This window comes from Lysobacter antibioticus, from assembly GCF_001442535.1.
Taxonomy (GTDB): domain Bacteria; phylum Pseudomonadota; class Gammaproteobacteria; order Xanthomonadales; family Xanthomonadaceae; genus Lysobacter; species Lysobacter antibioticus.
The window spans coordinates 2,080,446-2,097,951 of sequence record NZ_CP013141.1 but is presented as its reverse complement, the minus strand read 5'-3'; the positions used below and the strand labels follow the sequence as shown (position 1 = coordinate 2,097,951).

Annotated in this window: 12 protein-coding genes, 1 tRNA gene, 1 pseudogene and 1 riboswitch; of the genes and pseudogenes, 7 read left to right on the top strand and 7 right to left on the bottom strand. The window is 67.2% G+C overall.

Annotation, left to right across the window (positions count from 1 at the left end):
- Nucleotides 1-156 precede the first annotated feature (156 nt).
- From mscL to GLA29479_RS08430, 3 genes are read right to left on the bottom strand one after another with little or no spacing between them, the layout of a single operon-like run.
- Entirely contained in the window at nt 157-564 is a 408-nt protein-coding gene (gene mscL / locus GLA29479_RS08440; protein WP_057917116.1) for a large-conductance mechanosensitive channel protein MscL, read from the bottom strand.
- A gap of 54 nt (nt 565-618) precedes the next feature.
- Nucleotides 619-1,347, bottom strand: coding sequence for a fumarylacetoacetate hydrolase family protein (locus GLA29479_RS08435; RefSeq protein ID WP_057971327.1), 729 nt, complete (start codon nt 1,345-1,347; stop codon nt 619-621).
- 4 nt (nt 1,348-1,351) lie between these two features.
- Nucleotides 1,352-1,690 carry a hypothetical protein gene (locus GLA29479_RS08430; protein ID WP_057971326.1) on the bottom strand — a complete coding sequence of 113 codons (339 nt, stop codon included), beginning with the start codon at nt 1,688-1,690 and terminating at the stop codon, nt 1,352-1,354.
- Between the two features lie 56 nt (nt 1,691-1,746).
- Here GLA29479_RS08430 and GLA29479_RS08425 point away from each other — a divergent pair, with 56 nt between their 5' ends.
- Nucleotides 1,747-2,127: a Rieske (2Fe-2S) protein gene (locus GLA29479_RS08425; RefSeq protein WP_057971325.1), complete on the top strand. Its 381-nt coding sequence runs from the start codon at nt 1,747-1,749 to the stop codon at nt 2,125-2,127.
- Between the two features lie 268 nt (nt 2,128-2,395).
- Here GLA29479_RS08425 and GLA29479_RS08420 read toward each other — a convergent pair whose 3' ends face one another.
- The 3 genes and pseudogenes from GLA29479_RS08420 to GLA29479_RS08410 form a co-directional block, all read right to left on the bottom strand.
- Entirely contained in the window at nt 2,396-4,243 is a 1,848-nt protein-coding gene (locus GLA29479_RS08420; protein WP_057917120.1) for an SLC13 family permease, read from the bottom strand.
- Between the two features lie 124 nt (nt 4,244-4,367).
- Nucleotides 4,368-5,119, bottom strand: a pseudogene (gene trmB / locus GLA29479_RS08415) (tRNA (guanosine(46)-N7)-methyltransferase TrmB); the annotation flags it as partial.
- Nucleotides 5,119-5,913, bottom strand: coding sequence for a thiazole synthase (locus tag GLA29479_RS08410; protein WP_057971323.1), 795 nt, complete (start codon nt 5,911-5,913; stop codon nt 5,119-5,121). The gene GLA29479_RS08410 and the pseudogene trmB, both read right to left, overlap by 1 nt.
- A gap of 356 nt (nt 5,914-6,269) precedes the next feature.
- Nucleotides 6,270-6,356, top strand: a riboswitch (cyclic di-GMP riboswitch).
- Nucleotides 6,357-6,401: 45 nt separating this feature from the next.
- On the opposite strand from GLA29479_RS08410, the gene GLA29479_RS25560 reads away from it, so the two are divergent.
- The 4 genes from GLA29479_RS25560 (at nt 6,402) to GLA29479_RS08390 (ending at nt 14,630) form a co-directional block, all read left to right on the top strand.
- Nucleotides 6,402-8,882 (top strand): hypothetical protein, encoded by a 2,481-nt coding sequence (locus GLA29479_RS25560; protein WP_211265047.1) that lies wholly within the window; start codon nt 6,402-6,404, stop codon nt 8,880-8,882.
- A 366-nt stretch (nt 8,883-9,248) separates the two neighbouring features.
- Nucleotides 9,249-11,828, top strand: coding sequence for a TonB-dependent receptor (locus GLA29479_RS08400; protein ID WP_248842816.1), 2,580 nt, complete (start codon nt 9,249-9,251; stop codon nt 11,826-11,828).
- A gap of 17 nt (nt 11,829-11,845) precedes the next feature.
- Nucleotides 11,846-13,063: a phosphatidylinositol-specific phospholipase C1-like protein gene (locus tag GLA29479_RS08395; protein ID WP_248842815.1), complete on the top strand. Its 1,218-nt coding sequence runs from the start codon at nt 11,846-11,848 to the stop codon at nt 13,061-13,063.
- Between the two features lie 16 nt (nt 13,064-13,079).
- On the top strand, nt 13,080-14,630 hold the full coding sequence (locus GLA29479_RS08390; protein WP_169795630.1) for a CehA/McbA family metallohydrolase: 1,551 nt from the start codon (nt 13,080-13,082) through the stop codon (nt 14,628-14,630).
- A 60-nt stretch (nt 14,631-14,690) separates the two neighbouring features.
- Here GLA29479_RS08390 and thiS read toward each other — a convergent pair whose 3' ends face one another.
- Complete coding sequence (gene thiS, locus GLA29479_RS08385; RefSeq protein WP_057917124.1) at nt 14,691-14,891, bottom strand: sulfur carrier protein ThiS; 201 nt, start codon at nt 14,889-14,891, stop codon at nt 14,691-14,693.
- A 311-nt stretch (nt 14,892-15,202) separates the two neighbouring features.
- Between thiS and GLA29479_RS08380 the strand changes: the two genes are divergently transcribed.
- Both GLA29479_RS08380 and GLA29479_RS08375 read left to right on the top strand, forming a co-directional pair.
- Nucleotides 15,203-16,999 (top strand): autotransporter domain-containing protein, encoded by a 1,797-nt coding sequence (locus tag GLA29479_RS08380; RefSeq protein ID WP_211265078.1) that lies wholly within the window; start codon nt 15,203-15,205, stop codon nt 16,997-16,999.
- A gap of 272 nt (nt 17,000-17,271) precedes the next feature.
- Nucleotides 17,272-17,345 (top strand) — tRNA-Gly (locus GLA29479_RS08375).
- Nucleotides 17,346-17,506: the final 161 nt, after the last annotated feature.

Here is a 17,506-nt window from a genome sequence, read left to right as displayed (position 1 = left end):
GGCCGCCTGGAATCAGACGGCCGGAAAAGACGAAGCCGCGAGCTTAGCAACCCGCGGCCCCGTCTCTACCTGTCGCAAGTCACGCCGGACTTGAGGGTTTTTTGTCGCTGCCTATCGCCACGTTTGAGGCACTTTGCCGCAACGGGCGAAGCATTCTCACTTCTTCAGCGAATCGCGGATCTCGCGCAGCAGCACGATGTCCTCGGGCGTCGCCGCCGGCGCCGCGTCGGCGGGCTTGCGGACCTTGTTGTAGGCCTTGAGGAACAGGAAGATCACGAACGCGATCAGGACGAAGTCGATCGCGGTCTGCACGAAGGCGCCGTATTTGATCGCGACTTCGGCCGCGACTTCCTTGCCGGCGGCATCCATCTGCGCCGCGGTCAGCACGTACTTGGCATCGCCGAGGCTGACCCCGCCGCTGAGGTAACCGATGAAGGGCATGACGATGCCGTCGACCAGGGCAGTGACGATCTTGCCGAAGGCCGCGCCGATCACCACACCGACGGCCAGATCGACCACGTTGCCGCGCGCTATGAACTCTTTGAACTCGCTGATCATGCCCATCCGCATGCTCTCCCTGGTTGACGACATGAATGCGGCGCCGTAGCGCCGAGGCGACTATACCGGCGCCGGAATGATGTGTCCGTGCAGTTCGGCCACGCCTTCGAGCACGGCGTGATAGCGGTCGCCGGGTAGCAACGGGCCGACCCCGGAGGGCGTGCCCATGTAGACCAGGTCGCCGGCGCGCAGCGCGTACAGTCGCGACAGTTCGTGCAGGATCTCGGGCACGTTCCAGACCAGGTCGGCGAGCGTGCCGCGTTGGCGCACTTCGCCGTTCACTTCCAGGCTCAGGGCGCGCGCGCCGAGTTCGCCGACGTCGGCGACCGGCACGATCGCGCTGATCGGCGCGGCGTGGTCGAAGGACTTGCCGGTGTCCCAGGGCAGCCCCTTGGCCTTGGCCTGCGACTGCAGGTCGCGGCGGGTCAGGTCGAGCCCGACCGCATAGCCGTAGACCAACGCCTGGGCGTCGGCGACGGCGAGTTCGCCGGCCGGCGCATCGCGACCGATCGCGACCACCAGTTCGACCTCATGGTGCAGGTCGTCGGTGCTGGGCGGGTAGGGCACGGCTTCGCCGAGCTCGATTGCGTCGTGCGGCTTGAGGAAGAACACCGGGCGGCCGCGATCGGCGGCCGAGGTCGGTACGGCCGCGCCCATTTCGCGTGCGTGTTCGGCGAAGTTGCGCCCGACGCAGTAGACGCGGCGGACCGGGAAGGTGGTGCCGTCGGCGACGTCGGCGCCGCGGACCGGAATACGGGTATGCGGCGGTGCCGCGATCGCGTCGCTCATGCGTTCAATGGGTGGAAGAAGTAGGGGAGCGATGGTCGATGCGGGCCGCATCGACGACGCGGAACTCGCCTTCGACGATGTCGTGGCCGTGGGCATCGCGATGCGCCATCGGCTTGCCGCGGCGCTTCCACAGTTTGTAGGCGAGGCCGACGGCGATCATCGCCGCGCCGACGAACACGCTGAACATCACCAGCAGCGCCAACAGCCCGAGCCCGATCACGCCGAGCACGAAACGCAGGATACGGTGACGCGGCTTGCGCGGCTCGAAAGCGCTGCGCACGCGCGACTGGAACGCATTCCATTGCGGTCGGTGATCGGAGAATCGGAAGGTCTGGGCAAACATTTAGGGTGTCGTGAGACAATGCGGCAAACGCCGGACACAGGAGTATCGTTCCAGGCATGGACGAGGGTGTGAGAAGTTCGTTAAATCATCCCGGCGCAGACGGCAACGCAGCGTTGCCCCTGATCGAGCTTGCGCGCCTGGCCGACGGCGCCTTCGTCGAGGTCGAAGCGACCCTGGACGGCGACGCCGAATCGCTGCTGCTGTACCGCGACGGCGAGGCCGTACGCGCCTGGTTGAATATTTGCCCGCATGCCGGCCGTCGACTCGACTGGGCGCCGGGCCAGTTCCTCAAGAGCAAGGACGGCTTGCTGGTCTGTGCCGCGCATGGCGCGAGTTTCGAGTTGCTAGGCGGCCAATGCGTCGCCGGCCCTTGCCGCGGCGAAGCGCTGCGCGCGGTCGCGGTGACGGTGCGCGACGGGGCGGTGTGGTTGGGCTGAGACTGAGAGCTAACAGCTAACAGCTAACAGCTAACAGCTAACAGCAAATCCCCCCTGGCCCTCTCAACAAAAGGGGGATAAGGCAGGCGAGGGTATTGAGGCTGGTTGGAAGTGCTGGCGATAGGCCGCGACCCATGGCAATTGAGCGAAGACGGAGCGAGGCTCCGAGCTTATGCAATCCCACCAGATGCATTCCCCCCTTTGTTGAGGGGGGCTAGGGGGGATTTGCTCTTTCGGCCACGGCACCGAAGCCGCGGTGTCTGCGAGGTTACTTTCCCCAGAACAGCAGGTTCACCATCAGCACCGTCACCACGGTGTAGATCAGCGACAGCGGGCCGCCGATGCGCCACAGCTCCTTGCCGGTGTAGCCGGCCGGGCCGGTGATCATCGAGATCACCGGGTTCGAGGCGGTCATGAAATTGTTCGAGGCCGACAGCGCCACGATCAGGGCGAAGGCGGTCGGGTTGCCACCGGCGGCGAGCGCCAGGTTGACCGCGAGCGGCACCACCACGATGGTCGCGCCGACATGGCTGATGACCAACGAGAACATCGTCGTCAGCAAGCCGATGAAGATCTCAAGCAACCACACCGGCGTGCCGGCCGGCAGGCGTTCGATGGTGTGGCCGGCGATCCACGCCGCCGCGCCGCTGGAATCCATCGCCCAGCCCAATGGAATCAGGCAGGCCATCAGGAATACGGTCTTCCAGTTGATCGCCGCGTAGGCTTCGTCGATGTTGATCACCCCGGCGATCAGCATGCCGGCCACGCCGGTCATCAGCGCGATCGACACCGGCAGGCGCGAGGACAAGGCCAGCAGCATCGCCACGGCGAAGATGGTCAACGCGAGCTTGAGCTTGTGCGGACGCTGCTCGCCCTTCGGGTAGTCGGTGACGACGACCAGGTCCTTGCTCGCCGCCGCGGTCGCCAGGTCGGTCCAGATGCTGTGGAACACCAGCATGTCGCCGGCGCGCATCGGCACGGTGCGCACGTTGTCGCGCAGCACGCTCTTGTCGCGGTTGATCGCCAGCAGGCTCAGGCCGGCTTGCTTGCGCAGGTGCAGATCGCCGGCGGTCTTGCCGATGTACCCGGACGTCGCCGGCACCACCGCTTCGGAAATGCCGGCGCGGCTGGGGTTGAACAGGTCGGCGAAGTTGCGCAGGCGCGAGGACAAACGCAGGAACTGGTTCTGGGCGAAGTCGGCGACCTGCTGCTTCGGCCCCATCGCGCCGAGCACGCTGCCGACCCAGATGCGGGTGTCGGCCGGCGGCGCCAGGCGGGCTTCGCCGTCGCTCTTGAGCGCGAGCAGCAGGGGCGCGCCGCGCAAGGCTTCGGCCTCGCCGAGCGACATGCCGACCAGCGGGCTGTCGGCGGTGACGGTCATTTCGTAGACGTCGCCCTCGATGCCGTAGGCCTTGGCGAAATAGCTCTGGGTGCGGGCCGGCGTGGCGCCCTTGTCGCTGTCGTCGCGCAGCAGCTTGTCGCCGAAGAAATGGAAATACGCCAGCGAGGCGACCAGCAGGGCGATGCCGATCGGCAGCGGCGCGAACATCTTCAGAGGCTCGATGGTCGCCGCGCCCGAGGGCAGGTTGCTGTTGGCGTTGAGCAGCAAGTCGTTGAGCAGGATCAGCGGCGAGTTGCCGACCATGGTCAGGGCGCCGCCCATGACGATGGCCGCGGCGATCGGCAGCAACAGGCGTGGCAGCGACAGGCCGGTGCGCGAGGACAGGCGCGAGGCGACCGGCATGTACAGCGCCATCACCGATGGGTTCTGCATGAAGGAGGAGTTGAGGCCGGCCACCGCCGTGGTCAGCAGCAGCAGTCGTTGCTCGACGCCGTGCGCGCGCCGCAGCAGCCAGGCGGCGAGGCGGTTGAGGGCGCCGGTGCGGTCGAGGCCGGCGCCCAGGATCATCGTGGCGATGATGCTGATGACCGCGTTGCCCGAGAAACCGTTGAACAGCTCGTCGGGTTCGACCAGGCCGGACAGGCCCAGCAGCACCAGCACGACCAGGGCGACGACGTCGGCGCGGATGCGCTCGAACAGGAACATCGCCATCGTGAAGACCACCAGCCCGAGGACGAGCTTCATGTCGGTGGTGAGCGCGAGGGCGGTGTCCATCAGGGCCGGGAACCGGGAATGGGGAGTCGGGAATCGGAAGAGCGGGAGCAAGGCAATGCATCGCCACCGGATTCGGTCTCAGCAAGGCCTCGCGAATGTTCGGTGGGGCGCATCCGATTCCCTGTTCCCGATTGCCTAATCCCGGCGCTTGTCGTACAGCAGATCCCAGACGCCGTGGCCGAGTTTCTGGCCGCGGGTCTCGAAGTGCGTCTGCGGACGCCACGCTGGCCGGGCCACACTGCCGCGCGGGCCGGCGCGGTTGACCAGGCCTGCGGTCGCATCGAGCACGTCCCACATCTGTTCGGCATAGTCCTGCCAATCGGTGGCGAGGTGCAAGCGGCCCTCGGGCGAAAGTTTGCGTACCAGCAGATCGGCGAACGCGGGCTGTACCAGGCGGCGCTTGTTGTGGCGCTTCTTGTGCCACGGGTCCGGGAAATAGATGCGGACCTCGTCGAGCGAACCGTCGGCGACTTCGTGGTTCAACACTTCGACCGCGTCGTGGTGATACAGGCGGACGTGGTCGCTGCCGTCTTCGGCCAGGGCGTTCAACAGGCGGCCGACGCCGGGGGCGTGGACCTCGATGCCGATCAGGTCGCGCTCGCGGTCGTGCTGGGCGGCGAAGCGCAGGGCCTCGCCGTTGCCGAAGCCGATTTCGAGCACGCGCTTGGCGCTGCGCCCGAAGATCTCGTCGTAATTACGCGGCGAGCCCTGGTAGTCGATGCCGAAGCGCGGCCACAGCTCGTCGAAGGCGCGTTGCTGGGCCGGGGTGAAGCGGCCCTGGCGCAGGACGAAGCTACGCACCTGGCGCCGGCCTTCTTCCACGGTGAACGGCTTGGGCGGGGTCTTGGCGCCGTCGCTGGAGAACGGGTCCGTCATCAGCCGATCAACCCGTCCACCGGGCTCGAGGCGCTGGCGTAACGCTTGCGCGGGATGCGGCCGGCCTTGAACGCGGCGCGGCCGGCCTCGATCGCCAGCTTCATCGCATGCGCCATCAGGATCGGGTCGCGGGCGCCGGCGATGGCGGTGTTCATCAGCACGCCGTCGCAACCCAGCTCCATCGCAATGGCCGCGTCGGAGGCGGTGCCGACGCCGGCGTCGACCAGGATCGGCACCTTGGCGTTTTCGATGATCTCGAGCAGGTTGTACTTGTTCTGCACGCCCAGGCCGGAGCCGATCGGCGCCGCCAGCGGCATCACCGCCACGCAGCCGATTTCTTCCAGGCGCTTGGCCAGGATCGGGTCGTCGGAGGTATAGACCATGACGTCGAAGCCGTCCTTGACCAGGATTTCGGCCGCGGCCAGGGTCTGGACGACGTCGGGGAACAGGGTGCGCTGGTCGCCGAGCACCTCGAGTTTCACCAGTTTGTGCCCGTCGAGCAGCTCGCGGGCGAGGCGGCAGGTGCGCACGGCGTCGGCGGCGGTGTAGCAGCCGGCGGTATTGGGCAGCAGGGTGTAGCGGTCGGGCGGCAGTACGTCGAGCAGGTTCGGCTCGCCCGGGTTCTGGCCGATGTTGGTGCGGCGGATGGCGACGGTGACGATCTCGGCGCCGGCGGCTTCGGTCGCCAGGCGGGTCTCGTCGAGGTCCTTGAACTTGCCGGTGCCGGTCAACAGGCGCGAGCGGTAGGTTTTGCCGGCGATGACCAGCGGATCGGATAAGGCGTTGTTCGTCATCGGTGAATTATGTCGGATAACGCCCTGCGCTTGGACCCCGGGCGGGCCGGCGTTTCACGCGGCATGCGGTTTTCGCCAGGGGGCCGGTCCGGCTGGGCCGGGCGGCGGGGATGGCGCGCGGTAGAACGGGGTTCGGCGCGGTCCCCGGCCAACCGGACCCGATGACGGCGTCTGGCCCGGCGCCGCTCATCACGAACGGCGACCGTTCGTCGCACGATCAACGAAATGTGATTGCAATCACATTTTGAAGCGTATATTGGCCGCCAAGCGGTACTGGGCGACGCTGAAAGCTCGCGACGCATCGGCCATCGCCGGCGGCGTCCGCTGGGGAAGCGGGCGCCGCGCCGTCGTACGGGACTCGAAAAAGGCACAACCGGCGCGAGCCGGTGTCGCAAAGCTACGGATGCCAGGCCGTCCAGGTCAGGCATGGCCGAGCTACCGAGCGCGAAGAACAGGGTGCTTTGCCACCCCGCTCACGGAGTTCTGACATGTCCACCACTCGACGCTGGCGTCCGTTGCTTGCAACGGCGCTCTTGCTTGCAACCGCTGCCGCCTTGCCCACCGGGGCCTGGGCGGCCTCGGTGCAGCCGACCACTTATTCGGGAAATTTCACCAGTTGCGACGACCTGCCCGGCGTAGCGACCTGGTCCGGATTGGGCGGCAGCACCGGCAGCGCACCGGTCAACGGCCAAAGCTACAACCTTGGCGCACCGGGTCAAACCATCACCTTCAACTACACCCCCGCCGACCAGAACAAATACATCGGCTTCACCTCGACCGTGCCGATGGACTACATCGTGGTCAAGGGCGGCAACGCCTATAACGTGTTCCAGTACGATCCAGCCGCGCTCAGCGACATCAATCTGTTCGCGCCCATCAATTCCAGCGGCGAACCCGCCGGCATCAGCCATGTCGTGTACTGCTTCCTGCCCAAGCCCACCGGCGAAAAGACCGCCGTGGCCAGCTGGAAGCGCTATACCGACTGGCAGATCGACAAGACCGTCACGCCCGACAACATCGTGATGTTCGATGGCGACAGCCACCAGGTCGAATACACCGTCACTGCGACGCCGACCACTCGCGGCATGTACCGCGTCGCCGGCACCATCACCGTCAAGGACCCGTTCGGCCTCGGCTGGAAGGGCACCGCCGTGGTCGACACCATGCAGTTCAACAACAGCGCGACCCAGTTCCAGCTGAGTTGGACCTTGCAGGGCGGCGACACCGACACCCTGGCCTGCGTCAAGCCGGCCGCGAATCCGGACAAGATCATCCTGACCTGCGATTACGCGTTCGACCTAAGCAGCAACACCCATCCGTTCCTGCTCAACGCCAGCGGAGGCGTTAACGCCGCCGGCATCACCACCGAGCGTAACGGCGGTACCTATACGTTCGTGGCTTCCGCTGCGTTCTCGATCCCGGCGAACCCGGCCGAGAGCTACGGCGACACGTTCGTGATCGACGACTCGATGCTGCCGGGCGACCCGAACCATAGCTTCAGCCTCGGCAACGGTCCGTATGTGTGGACCTATCCGCGTCCGTCGCCGTTCGTGTGCGGTGCCGACGAAGGTCAGCACAACAACACCGCAACCGGTACCTGGAGCACCAGCGCCAGCACCAATGCCACGGCCAGCGACTCGGCCACGGTCACCGTCGCCTGCAGGACTGTCGCGATCAGCAAGACCGCGCAGACCCGCTACGACCGCGACTATGCCTGGGTTCCCGACAAGCACGTGGTGGTCTCGCCGGCCGACGCCAAGGTCGTCGGTATGCAGGGCTGCCTGCCCGATCCGATCGCCAGCGGCATCTATGCCGGTAACTTCCTGTGCGACGACGTCGACGTGCTGCTCAATGTCGGCGGCAACTACGAGACGGTCTATCGTCTCGCGGCGACCCGCAGCACTGAGTCCGAGAGCGGCTTTGCGGTCAGCGGCAGCATCATGGTCACCTGGCCTGCCGACGCGACACCGCAGTTCAGCCCGGCCGATCCGAGCGACACTCTGCACTTCGCCGGTGGAGGCACCCAGTCGGTGTCGCCGACTTGCGACCCGCAGGGCGCGACCTCGCTCAACTGCACCTACGACGCAGCGCTGAGCGGCAAGCTCGAAGGCTATAACGAAGCGAGCATCCAGCGTGTGCTGAAGTGCTACGACGCCGCCGGCAACGCCAGCGATTGCGGCTTCAAGAGCTACACCTCCAACCAGGCCGCACTGGTGTACGGCTCGCCGAACGTCGAAACCGACGCCTGCGTGCAGGTCAGCGACCTGTTCAACGGCATCCCGGGCCTCAACCTCGGCGATACCTTCGGTTGGCTGGTCAGCCCGCTGATGTGCAGCAGCTTCGCCCAGTACGTCACTGGCGACATCAACCCCGATCCGGGCATCGTCAACAGCCTCGACCTGTTCGCGGCGTGGATCCTGCCGAGCCAGACCGGACCCGGTAACACTTGCGAATTCATGGTTCCGAACCTCCTGACCTTGGCGACCGACAACGGCGTCAACAAGAGCGACGAAGCCGTGATCACCGTGAACGTGCCGGAACTGTGCGCCACCACCGGATGCACCTACACCCAGGGCTATTGGAAGACCCACTCGAAGTACGGCCCCGCGCCGTATGACTCGACCTGGGCCGCGATCGGAGAAGACACGTTGTTCTTCGCCTCCGGTCAGACCTGGTACAAGGTGTTCTGGACGCCGCCGAAGGGTGGTAACGCGTACTACATCCTCGCGCACCAGTACATGGCCGCACGCCTCAACGCCGAAGCCGGCGCAGGCGCACCGTCCGAAGTGCAGGCCGCGATTGCCGAAGCCACTGCATGGTTCATCGGTCGCAGCACCACCGCGCCGAAGGGCCCCGCACGCGACACCGCGATCAGGCTCGCCGGTATTCTCGGCGCCTATAACGAAGGTACCACCGGTCCTGGCCATTGCTCGGTCTCGCCGGCCACCATCATCGACGCAGGCACCTGATACACCTGCCGTACTTGCAACGCGCATCAGAGCCCCGGCTTCGGCCGGGGCTTTTTTATGCGCGGACGCTATCGATTCAAACCTTGCATCGATACTGACGGCGCCCCGTCAAGGCCGTGCCGACATTCCAACTCCGCCTTTTGCAAATGGGGGGATTTGCTCCTGCTGTGCGCCGCAGGCGTTCGAATCCGCTGCGCAAGCAAGCTTGACCGATCCTGGCGCCAACCGCCGCGCACGCAATTCCATCGACGGCTGTCACGAATCTTTAAACGTCGCGGCCCAGCATGCGCAGGATTGCCGGGCTCGATGCAGGGCCTTCGGACGGAACCGGCCGGCAGCCTTCCCTTCCTTCCGAACGCCGAATCCATGATGCCTTCCACCCGCCAGCTGAGCCGGGCGATCCGTTGCGCCCTCGTATCGACCGCTTTCGCTGCTGTCGCCGTCTCCACCGCACAAGCCCAGGACACCGCTGCGGCTTCGGCCAGCGACGCGAGCATCGCCGCCAGCGCCACCGATCTCGACACCGTCATCGTCACCGGCCGTTCCGGCACGCGCCAGCGCAGCAAGGCCGAGACTAGCTATTCGATCACCGCCATCGACGAGGACCGTTTGCGCATGCAGGCGCCGACCTCGGTCACCGAGGCGATGAAGTCGGTGCCGGGCTTCTGGGTGGAAGCCACCGGCGGCGAAGCCAGCGGCAACATCCGCGCGCGCGGCATCCCGGTCGACGGTTTCGGTTCGGTGACCCTGCTCGAAGACGGCATCCCAGTGCAGCACGACCCGGCCCTGGGCTTCCTCAACGGCGATCAGGCGTTCCGGCTCGACGAAACCATCGAACGCATCGAAGTGGTGCGCGGCGGCCCCTCGTCGGTGTTCTATTCCAACGCGCCGGCCGGCGCGATCAACTTCATTCCGCGCGTGGTCGGCGACAGCGCCGAGGGCGTGGTCAAGTACACCGCCGGCGATTACGGCCTGAACCGTTACGATTTCTTCTTCGGCACGCCGCTCGGCGCCGGCTGGAAGCTCGGCCTCGGCGGCTTCTATCGTTTCGACGACGGCATCCGCGATCCCGGCTTCCAGGCCAACGATGGCGGCCAGTACCGGGTCAACCTGAGCAAGGAGTTCGAGCGCGGCCGCTTCGCCTTCGACTACAAGCGCCTGGACGACAACGTCGCGCTGTACCTGGGCATTCCGATGCGCACCTATGCCGACGGCAAGATCCGCGGCGTGCCCGGCTTCGACGATCACTACGGCACCCTGGCCGGGCCGGATACCCGGTATGCCTCGATGCTGCAGGGCGACCGCAGCCGCTACGCCTTCGACAACGCGCGCGGCACCGAAGTCAAGCGCGACCAGTACACGGTCAAGTTCGATTACGAACTCGGCGCCGGCTTCAAGCTCGCCCAGTCGCTGCGCTACGACCGCACCGAGACCCAGCGCAACGGCGTGTTCCCGCTGCAGTTGCTCAGCGCCTCGAAGTTCCTGTCCGACCCGGCCCTGAAAAAGCAGCTCGCGGCGATTCCCGGCGCGACCGGCGCGCAGCTGCGTTACGTCAACGGCGCGGGGCAGGTGTTCGACGTCGCCAACCAGAACGGCAACGGTCTGGTCACGGTCGGCGGCCTGCGCGGGGTGACCATGCCGGTCGACGAACTGATCAGCGACACCCGCCTGATGCGCCGTTTCGATTTCGGCGGGCAGAGCCACGATGTGACCTTCGGCTACTACTACGCGCGCTTCGACCAGGACTTCGACCGCTATTCGTCGACGACCCTGCTCGACGTACGCGACAACGCGCGACTGTTGGATCTGGTCGCGGTCGACGCGGCCGGCCGCTCATTGGCGACGCTCACCGACCACGGCTTCTACCGCTACGGGTATGAGTGGGAGAACGCCAGCGGCCGCTCGACCACCCAGGCCGTGTACCTGTCGGACGAATGGCAGGTCAACGAAAAGCTGCGCATCGACGCCGGCGTGCGCTGGGAGAAGGTCAACGCCAAGGGTTGGACCGAGATCCGCAAGCAGGTCAACCTCGGCACGCTGGCGAGCTCGCAGATCCTGACCGGCTCGGGCCGGTTCGTGAACTACGACCGCGACTACGACAAGCTCGGCTGGACCGTCGGCGCCAACTGGCAGTTCGACAAATACTCGGGCCTGTTCGCGCGCTGGACCCCGACCTTCCGTCTGCCCAATCTGTCGAGCTTCATCACCCGCTATTCCAACTGCACCCAGGCCGTCGCGCAGGACTGCGTGAGCAAGGACACGGCAGCGCAGCCGGTGATCCAGACCATGCAACTCGGCGAGGTCGGCTACAAGTTCAGCAACGAAACCTTCGACGTGTTCGCTACCTTGTTTTACACCAAGTACGAGAACGTTGGCTTCAGCAATGCCGTGTTCGACCTCAACGCCGGCACCTCGACCGTGCAGCAGGGCTATGCCGACACCAAGACCACCGGCCTGGAGCTGGAGGCCTCGTGGTTCCCGGTGCGCTGGTTCGATATGCAGCTGACCGCGACCGTGCAGGACCCGCAGTACAAGGGCCTGCGCTACACCGAGATCGTCAACGGCGCGCCGGTGTTGCGCGACTTCGTCGGCAACCAGCTGATCCGGGTGCCGAAAAACAGCTTCCGCATCGTGCCCGGCATCAACCTGCTCGACGACCGCCTGCGCCTGCAGCTTGCCTACGAGTACCAGGGCGAGCGCTTCGTCGACACCGCCAATTCAGTGCGGTTGCCGTCGTACAACGTGCTCAGCGCCAGCGCCCGCTACGAGTTCACCCCAGGGCTGACCCTGTTCCTGTACGGCGACAACCTGACCAACTCGCGCGGCCTGACCGAAGGTAACCCGCGCGCCGGCGAGCTGCAGAGCGCCGACGCGGGCGCCAACACCTTCATCGCCCGGCCGCTGCTCGGCCGCGCCTTCCGCGCTGCGCTGATGTACCGGTTCTGAGCGCGATGCGGATGGCGGTGATCAGGGCTTGGCTGGGTTGCGGCGCGCTGGCGGCCGCTGCGCTCGTCGCCGGCGCGGCCGGTGCGCAGACCGGCGCGGCGGTTGCGGCGACAGGCTGCAGGCTCGATGCCGATCGCGCCGCCGCGGCCGGCCAGGACTGCAGCCAGGCTTGGATCGACGCGCGCCTGCGGCTCAACGATCTGCAGGCGATCGGCACCCACAACAGCTACAAGCGGGCGATACCGCCGCAGGAGCTGGCCGCGCACCGCGCGGCCGACGCGGCCGGCGCGGACTCGTTGGACTATGCGCATCCACCCTTGTCCGCACAGTTGGAGCAGGGCGCGCGCACGCTCGAACTCGATGTCTACAACGACCCGCGCGGCGGCCGTTATGCGCATCCGCCGGGCGCCTTGCGCAGCGGCTATGGCGAGGCCGGCCCTTGGTCGCCCGCAGTCGCGGCCGAGATGGCGCAGCCGGGCTTCAAGGTCATGCATCTGGCCGATATCGACTTCCGTAGCCAGTGCATGGCTTTCGTGCAATGCCTGCGGCAGATCCGCGCCTGGTCGCAAAGCCACCGCGAGCATGCGCCGATCCTGATCCTGATCAACGCCAAGGACGGCCGCGGCGGGCCCGGCGCGGTCGCGCCGCTGCCGTTCGACGGCGCCGCCTTCGATGCGCTCGATGGCGAGATCCGCTCGGTCTTCGCCGCTGCCGAGCTGATCGTTCCCGACGAGGTGCGCGGCGATGCGCCGAGCCTGCGCGAGGCGGTGCTGGCCGGACGCTGGCCGACGCTCGCGCAGGCGCGCGGCAAGGTCCTGTTCGCGCTCGACGAGGACGCGCGCAAGGTCGCCTTATACCGCGGCGCGCGCCGCTCGCTGGAAGGGCGGGCGATGTTCGTCAACACCGACGAGCAGACCTCCGATGCCGCCTATCTGACCCTCAACGACCCGCTCGGGCAGGGCGAGCGCATCGCCAAGGCGGTCGCCGCCGGCTACCTGGTGCGTACCCGCGCCGACGCCGACACGCGCGAGGCGCGGCGCAACGACCCGCGCCGGCGCGAGGCCGCCTTCGCCAGCGGCGCGCACTACATCTCCACCGATTACCCACAGCCCGACCGGCGCTTCAGCCGCTACCGCGTGGTGTTCCCGCGCAGCGAAATCGCGCGCTGCAACCCGCGCCGCCAACCGGAGCGCTGCAACCAACGCCCGGTCGAAGCCGCCGAGAAGCACGATTGACGAGTCCGGAGCGATCATGAATCCGTTTGCCGTGTTGTCCGCGCGTCGCTTCGGCTCGCTTGTTGCGCTGCTGTTGCTTGCCTTGGCCAGTGCGGTGCCCGTGGCCAGCGCGGCCAGCGCTGCCGAGGCCGTCGATATGACCATCGAGGGCACGATCGAAGGCCGCGATAATCGCAGCTACCGCGAGCTGCTGTTCCGGGTGCCGGACGGCGTCGCCCGCATCACCGTCGAGTTCGACTATGACGGGCGCGAGCACAAGACCACCATCGACCTCGGCCTGATCGGCCCGGGCGAGTTCCTCGGTCGCGACGGCTTCCGCGGTTGGAGCGGCGGCAACAAACGCGTGTTCACCGTCAGTGCCGCCGATGCGACCCCGTCGTATCCGGCCGGCGCCCTGCCGGCGGGCGAGTGGAAAGTCCTGCTCGGCATTCCCAACATCCGTGCCGACCAACGCGCCCGTTATGTCGCGCGCATCCATTTCGGCACGGCCGATGCACCCGATGCCTTACCTGCCGCAATCGCCGCCAAGCCCCTGCGTTCCGGGCCGGGCTGGTACCGCGGCGACCTGCATATGCACAGCGGCCACAGCGACGGCAGTTGCGCCTCGCAGGGCGGCAGCAAGGTGCCGTGCCCGTTGTTCCTGACCGCACAGGCGGCGAGCCGGCAAGCGCTGGATTTCGTCGCCGTGACCGAACACAACACGGTCTCGCACCTGTCGGCCCTGCGCGAACTGCAGCCGTACTTCGATCGTTTGTTGCTGATGCCCGGCATCGAGATCACCACCTTCCAGGGCCACGCGAACGTGTTCGGCACCTATGCGCCGGTCGACTTCCGCGTCGGCAGCGCCGAGGTGCCGAATTGGGACACGGTGTTGCGCGCGCTGGAAAAGCGCGGCGCGCCGGTCTCGATCAATCACCCGATCCGTCCCTCCGACGAACGCTGCATGGGCTGCGGCTGGACGCCGATGCCGGCGGCGGACCTGTCGCGGGTCAGCATGGTCGAGGCGGTGAACGGCGGCGATGCCGACACCCCGGGTTCCGGCATCGCCTTCTGGCAGCGCGAGCTCAACGCGGGCCATCGCCTCACCGGCATCGGCGGCAGTGACAACCACGATGCGCCGACCGAGGCCGAAGAGGCCTTCGGTGCGAGCCGGATCGGCCGCCCAACCACGGTCGTGTATGCGCGCGAGCTGTCGATGCCGGCGATCCTCGACGGCCTGCGCGCCGGCAATGTGTTCGTCGATGTACGCGGATCGCAAGACCGTGCCCTGGAGCTGAGCGCGCGGCATGGCCGCCAGCAGGTCGCGATGGGCGGCGAACTGCGCCTGCGGCCCGGCGACGAGGCGATGTTGACGCTGACGCTACGCAACGTCCCCGGCGGCCGCGTCGAAACCATCGTCGACGGCGTCGTCGTGCCCTTGATCGGGCAGCCGACCGTCGGCGCACCCGAGCAGCGTTTCGACTTCGCTTGGCGCAGCGATGGCGCCCGCCATTGGTTGCGCGTCGACGTGCGCGATGCGCAGGGGCGCCTGGCGCTGATGGGCAATCCGGTGTACTTCAGCCCCTAACCGCACGCCCCCCGGCGGCTGCCGGCGTGGAAACGGTCAAGGACAGCCCGGCGGTCGCGCTCAGCCGCCGCCGAGGGCGTGCACGATCTCGACCTTGTCGCCGTCGGCGAGCGCGCGTTCGGCGTGGCGCCCGCGCGGGACGATCTCGCCGTTGATCTCGACCGCGACCCGGCGTTCGCCCAGGCCTTCGTTGTGCAGCAGTTCGACCACGGTGGTCGGCGCCGCGAGCGCGCGCGGTTCGCCATTGAGCAGGATATTCATGCCGCCATTGTCGCGTGGGCGCCTGCTTGCGACCAGTCTTGGCCCTGGCGGTTGGGCCCATCCGAACCGCGCCGAACCTCCGCTCTGTGACCTCTGGCCCCGGCGCCGGAGCGGCCGGCCGGGGATAATCGCGGCATCGTTTTGCCGCGCTGCGCCTTGCCTTGGTCCGCCGGCGCGTGCTTCGATTCGGCCATCCGCCGGCGTATGTCACACCCGTGCGGAGCCTCTACCGGCAATCGACCGATCGTTCGATCGCCACCACCCGTCACATCACCGCAGGGAAGTTCATGATGAAACCCGTTCGTACCGCGCTGGCCGCCGCCCTTGTGCTGGCCGCCGCTCCGGCCTTCGCCCAGGATTACTCGCAGACCGTTTTCATCGGCGACAGCCTGACCGACTCCGGCCATTTCCGCCCGGCCCTGTTCCAGGCGGTCGGTCCGAACGCGGCCCTGATCGGCCGCTTCACCACCAACCCGGGCCTGGTCTGGTCGGAATACGTCGCCGAGTACTACGGCACCAATGCCACCAGCGCCAACCAGGGCGGCACCAACTACGCCGTCGGCGGCGCCCGCACCGGCACCAACAGCGCCAGCCCGCTCGGCCCGATTCCGTCGCTGGCCACGCAGACCACCAACTACCTCGCCGCCAACGGCGGCCGCGCCGACCCGAACGCGCTGTACACCGTGTGGGGCGGCGCCAACGACCTGTTCGCAGTCGTCGCCGGCGCCCCGGCGCAGGCGACCATCACCAACGCCGTCACCGCGCAGATCGGCGTGGTCGCCGCGCTGCAGAACGCCGGCGCCCAGTACGTGCTGGTACCGACCGTGCCGAACCTCGGCCTGACCCCGCAGTTCCGCGCCGGCGGCGCCGCCGCCCAGGCCGCCGGCACCCAATTGTCGACCACCTACAACAACGCCTTGTACGGCGGCCTCGCCGCGGCCGGCCTGCGCGTGATTCCGCTCAATACCTTCAGCCTGCTGGCGGAAATCACCGCCAACCCGGCGCCGTACGGCATCACCAACGTCACCGGCACCGGCTGCAATCCGCAGATCACCGCCTCGTCGCTGACCTGCAGCCCGCTCAACTATGCTGCCCCCGACGCGCCGGAAACCTACGCCTTCGCCGACGGCGTGCACCCGTCGAGCAAGGCCCACCGCATCCTCGCCGACTACGCCTTGTCGGTGCTCGAAGCGCCGCGCTTCATCGCCGTGCTGCCGAACTCGGCGGCGATGAGCGGCCGCGCCCGCGCCGACCAGGTCGCCAACCACCTGGCCGGCCCGCAGGAAGGCGACGGCATGCGTTGGTGGACCAGCCTGCGTGGCGACTTCCAGCGCTACGGCCACGGCGATCTGTACGACGGCGCCGGTCCGGCGCTGAGCGGCGGTATCGACTGGAACCGCGGCAACCTGGTGTTCGGCGCCTTCGCCGGTTACGGCCAGCAGAAGAACGACTTCGGCTTGCGCAACGGTGAATTCGAACAGAAGGAAGCCACCCTCGGCGGCTTCGTCGGCTGGTACGGCGAGCGCGCCTGGGTCAACGGCCAGGTCAGCTACACCCAGCTCGACTTCGACATCGACCGCAACGCCAACCTCGGCCCGGTCACCCGCGTCCACCACGGTTCCGCCGACGGCGACAACCTCACCATCGCCCTCAACGGCGGCTGGGAATTCGGCCAGGACGCCCTGCGTCACGGCCCGGTGCTCGGCCTGGTCTCGCAGAAGATCGAAGTCGACGGCTTCGCCGAGAGCGATCCGACGCTCGCGACCTCGCTGGCCTACCCGAAGCAAGAGTTCGACTCGCTGATCGGCAGCGTGGGTTGGCAGATCAACTACACCCACAGCGAAAGCTTCCGCCCCTACGCGCGCCTGACCGTCGACCGCGAGTTCGAGGACGCCCCCGAACACGCCTACGCCCGTCTGCAGACGGTGCCGGGCCTCGGCGACTACGCCGTGATGGGCCGCAAGTTCGACCAGAACTACGGCAGCCTGCTGTTCGGCGTGCGCACCCACCTGTTCGGCCTCGACGCCAACATCGGCGCCAGCGCGACCGTCGGTCAGGGCGGCGGCAACAACACCACCGTGTTCGCACAGGTGGGTCGCGGGTTCTGATTGCTGCGTACCGCACCACTGCGTGATGCGTCATCGCATCAATGCACCATCGAGACCGGGCCGAAAGGCCCGGTTTCTTTTTGGGTGGAGCGTGGTGACGGGGTGTCAGGCGAGGGTTAGTCGCCGATAAGAGCGGCCGACACAGGGGGCGGGGCAACAGAGAGTTGACGTAGATTGCGTGCAGAGCAGACGGAGGGCGATAGCCTCGCGCCACGGCGCCATCCGCCCGGTGTTTGCCACCCGCGCGGCCTGCGCTATAAACTGGCCCGCAAGCGGGTGTAGTTCAATGGTAGAACTGCAGCTTCCCAAGCTGCTAGCGTGGGTTCGATTCCCATCACCCGCTCCATTTCTTTCACCCGCTCCTTTCTCGACCTTTGCCGCGCGTAAAACGCTGACCTGCAAAGGCTCTCGCGGGCCTTCGATCCCGATCGTGCTGCCTCCCACGAGGTATCGCCGTAGGTATCGTTTGCGCCGAAACCCTATTTTCTGTCTCGACCCGCTGGGCTC

What these genes read in the sequence shown, in the direction of transcription:
- GLA29479_RS08420 (WP_057917120.1), bottom strand. Translation starts at nt 4,243, where the DNA reads ATGGACACCGCCCTCGCGCTCACCACCGACATGAAGCTCGTCCTCGGG.
- GLA29479_RS08435 (WP_057971327.1), bottom strand. Translation starts at nt 1,347, where the DNA reads ATGAGCGACGCGATCGCGGCACCGCCGCATACCCGTATTCCGGTCCGC.
- GLA29479_RS08400 (WP_248842816.1), top strand. Translation starts at nt 9,249, where the DNA reads ATGATGCCTTCCACCCGCCAGCTGAGCCGGGCGATCCGTTGCGCCCTC.
- GLA29479_RS08390 (WP_169795630.1), top strand. Translation starts at nt 13,080, where the DNA reads ATGAATCCGTTTGCCGTGTTGTCCGCGCGTCGCTTCGGCTCGCTTGTT.
- GLA29479_RS25560 (WP_211265047.1), top strand. Translation starts at nt 6,402, where the DNA reads ATGTCCACCACTCGACGCTGGCGTCCGTTGCTTGCAACGGCGCTCTTG.
- GLA29479_RS08430 (WP_057971326.1), bottom strand. Translation starts at nt 1,690, where the DNA reads ATGTTTGCCCAGACCTTCCGATTCTCCGATCACCGACCGCAATGGAAT.
- mscL (WP_057917116.1), bottom strand. Translation starts at nt 564, where the DNA reads ATGGGCATGATCAGCGAGTTCAAAGAGTTCATAGCGCGCGGCAACGTG.
- thiS (WP_057917124.1), bottom strand. Translation starts at nt 14,891, where the DNA reads ATGAATATCCTGCTCAATGGCGAACCGCGCGCGCTCGCGGCGCCGACC.
- GLA29479_RS08410 (WP_057971323.1), bottom strand. Translation starts at nt 5,913, where the DNA reads ATGACGAACAACGCCTTATCCGATCCGCTGGTCATCGCCGGCAAAACC.
- GLA29479_RS08425 (WP_057971325.1), top strand. Translation starts at nt 1,747, where the DNA reads ATGGACGAGGGTGTGAGAAGTTCGTTAAATCATCCCGGCGCAGACGGC.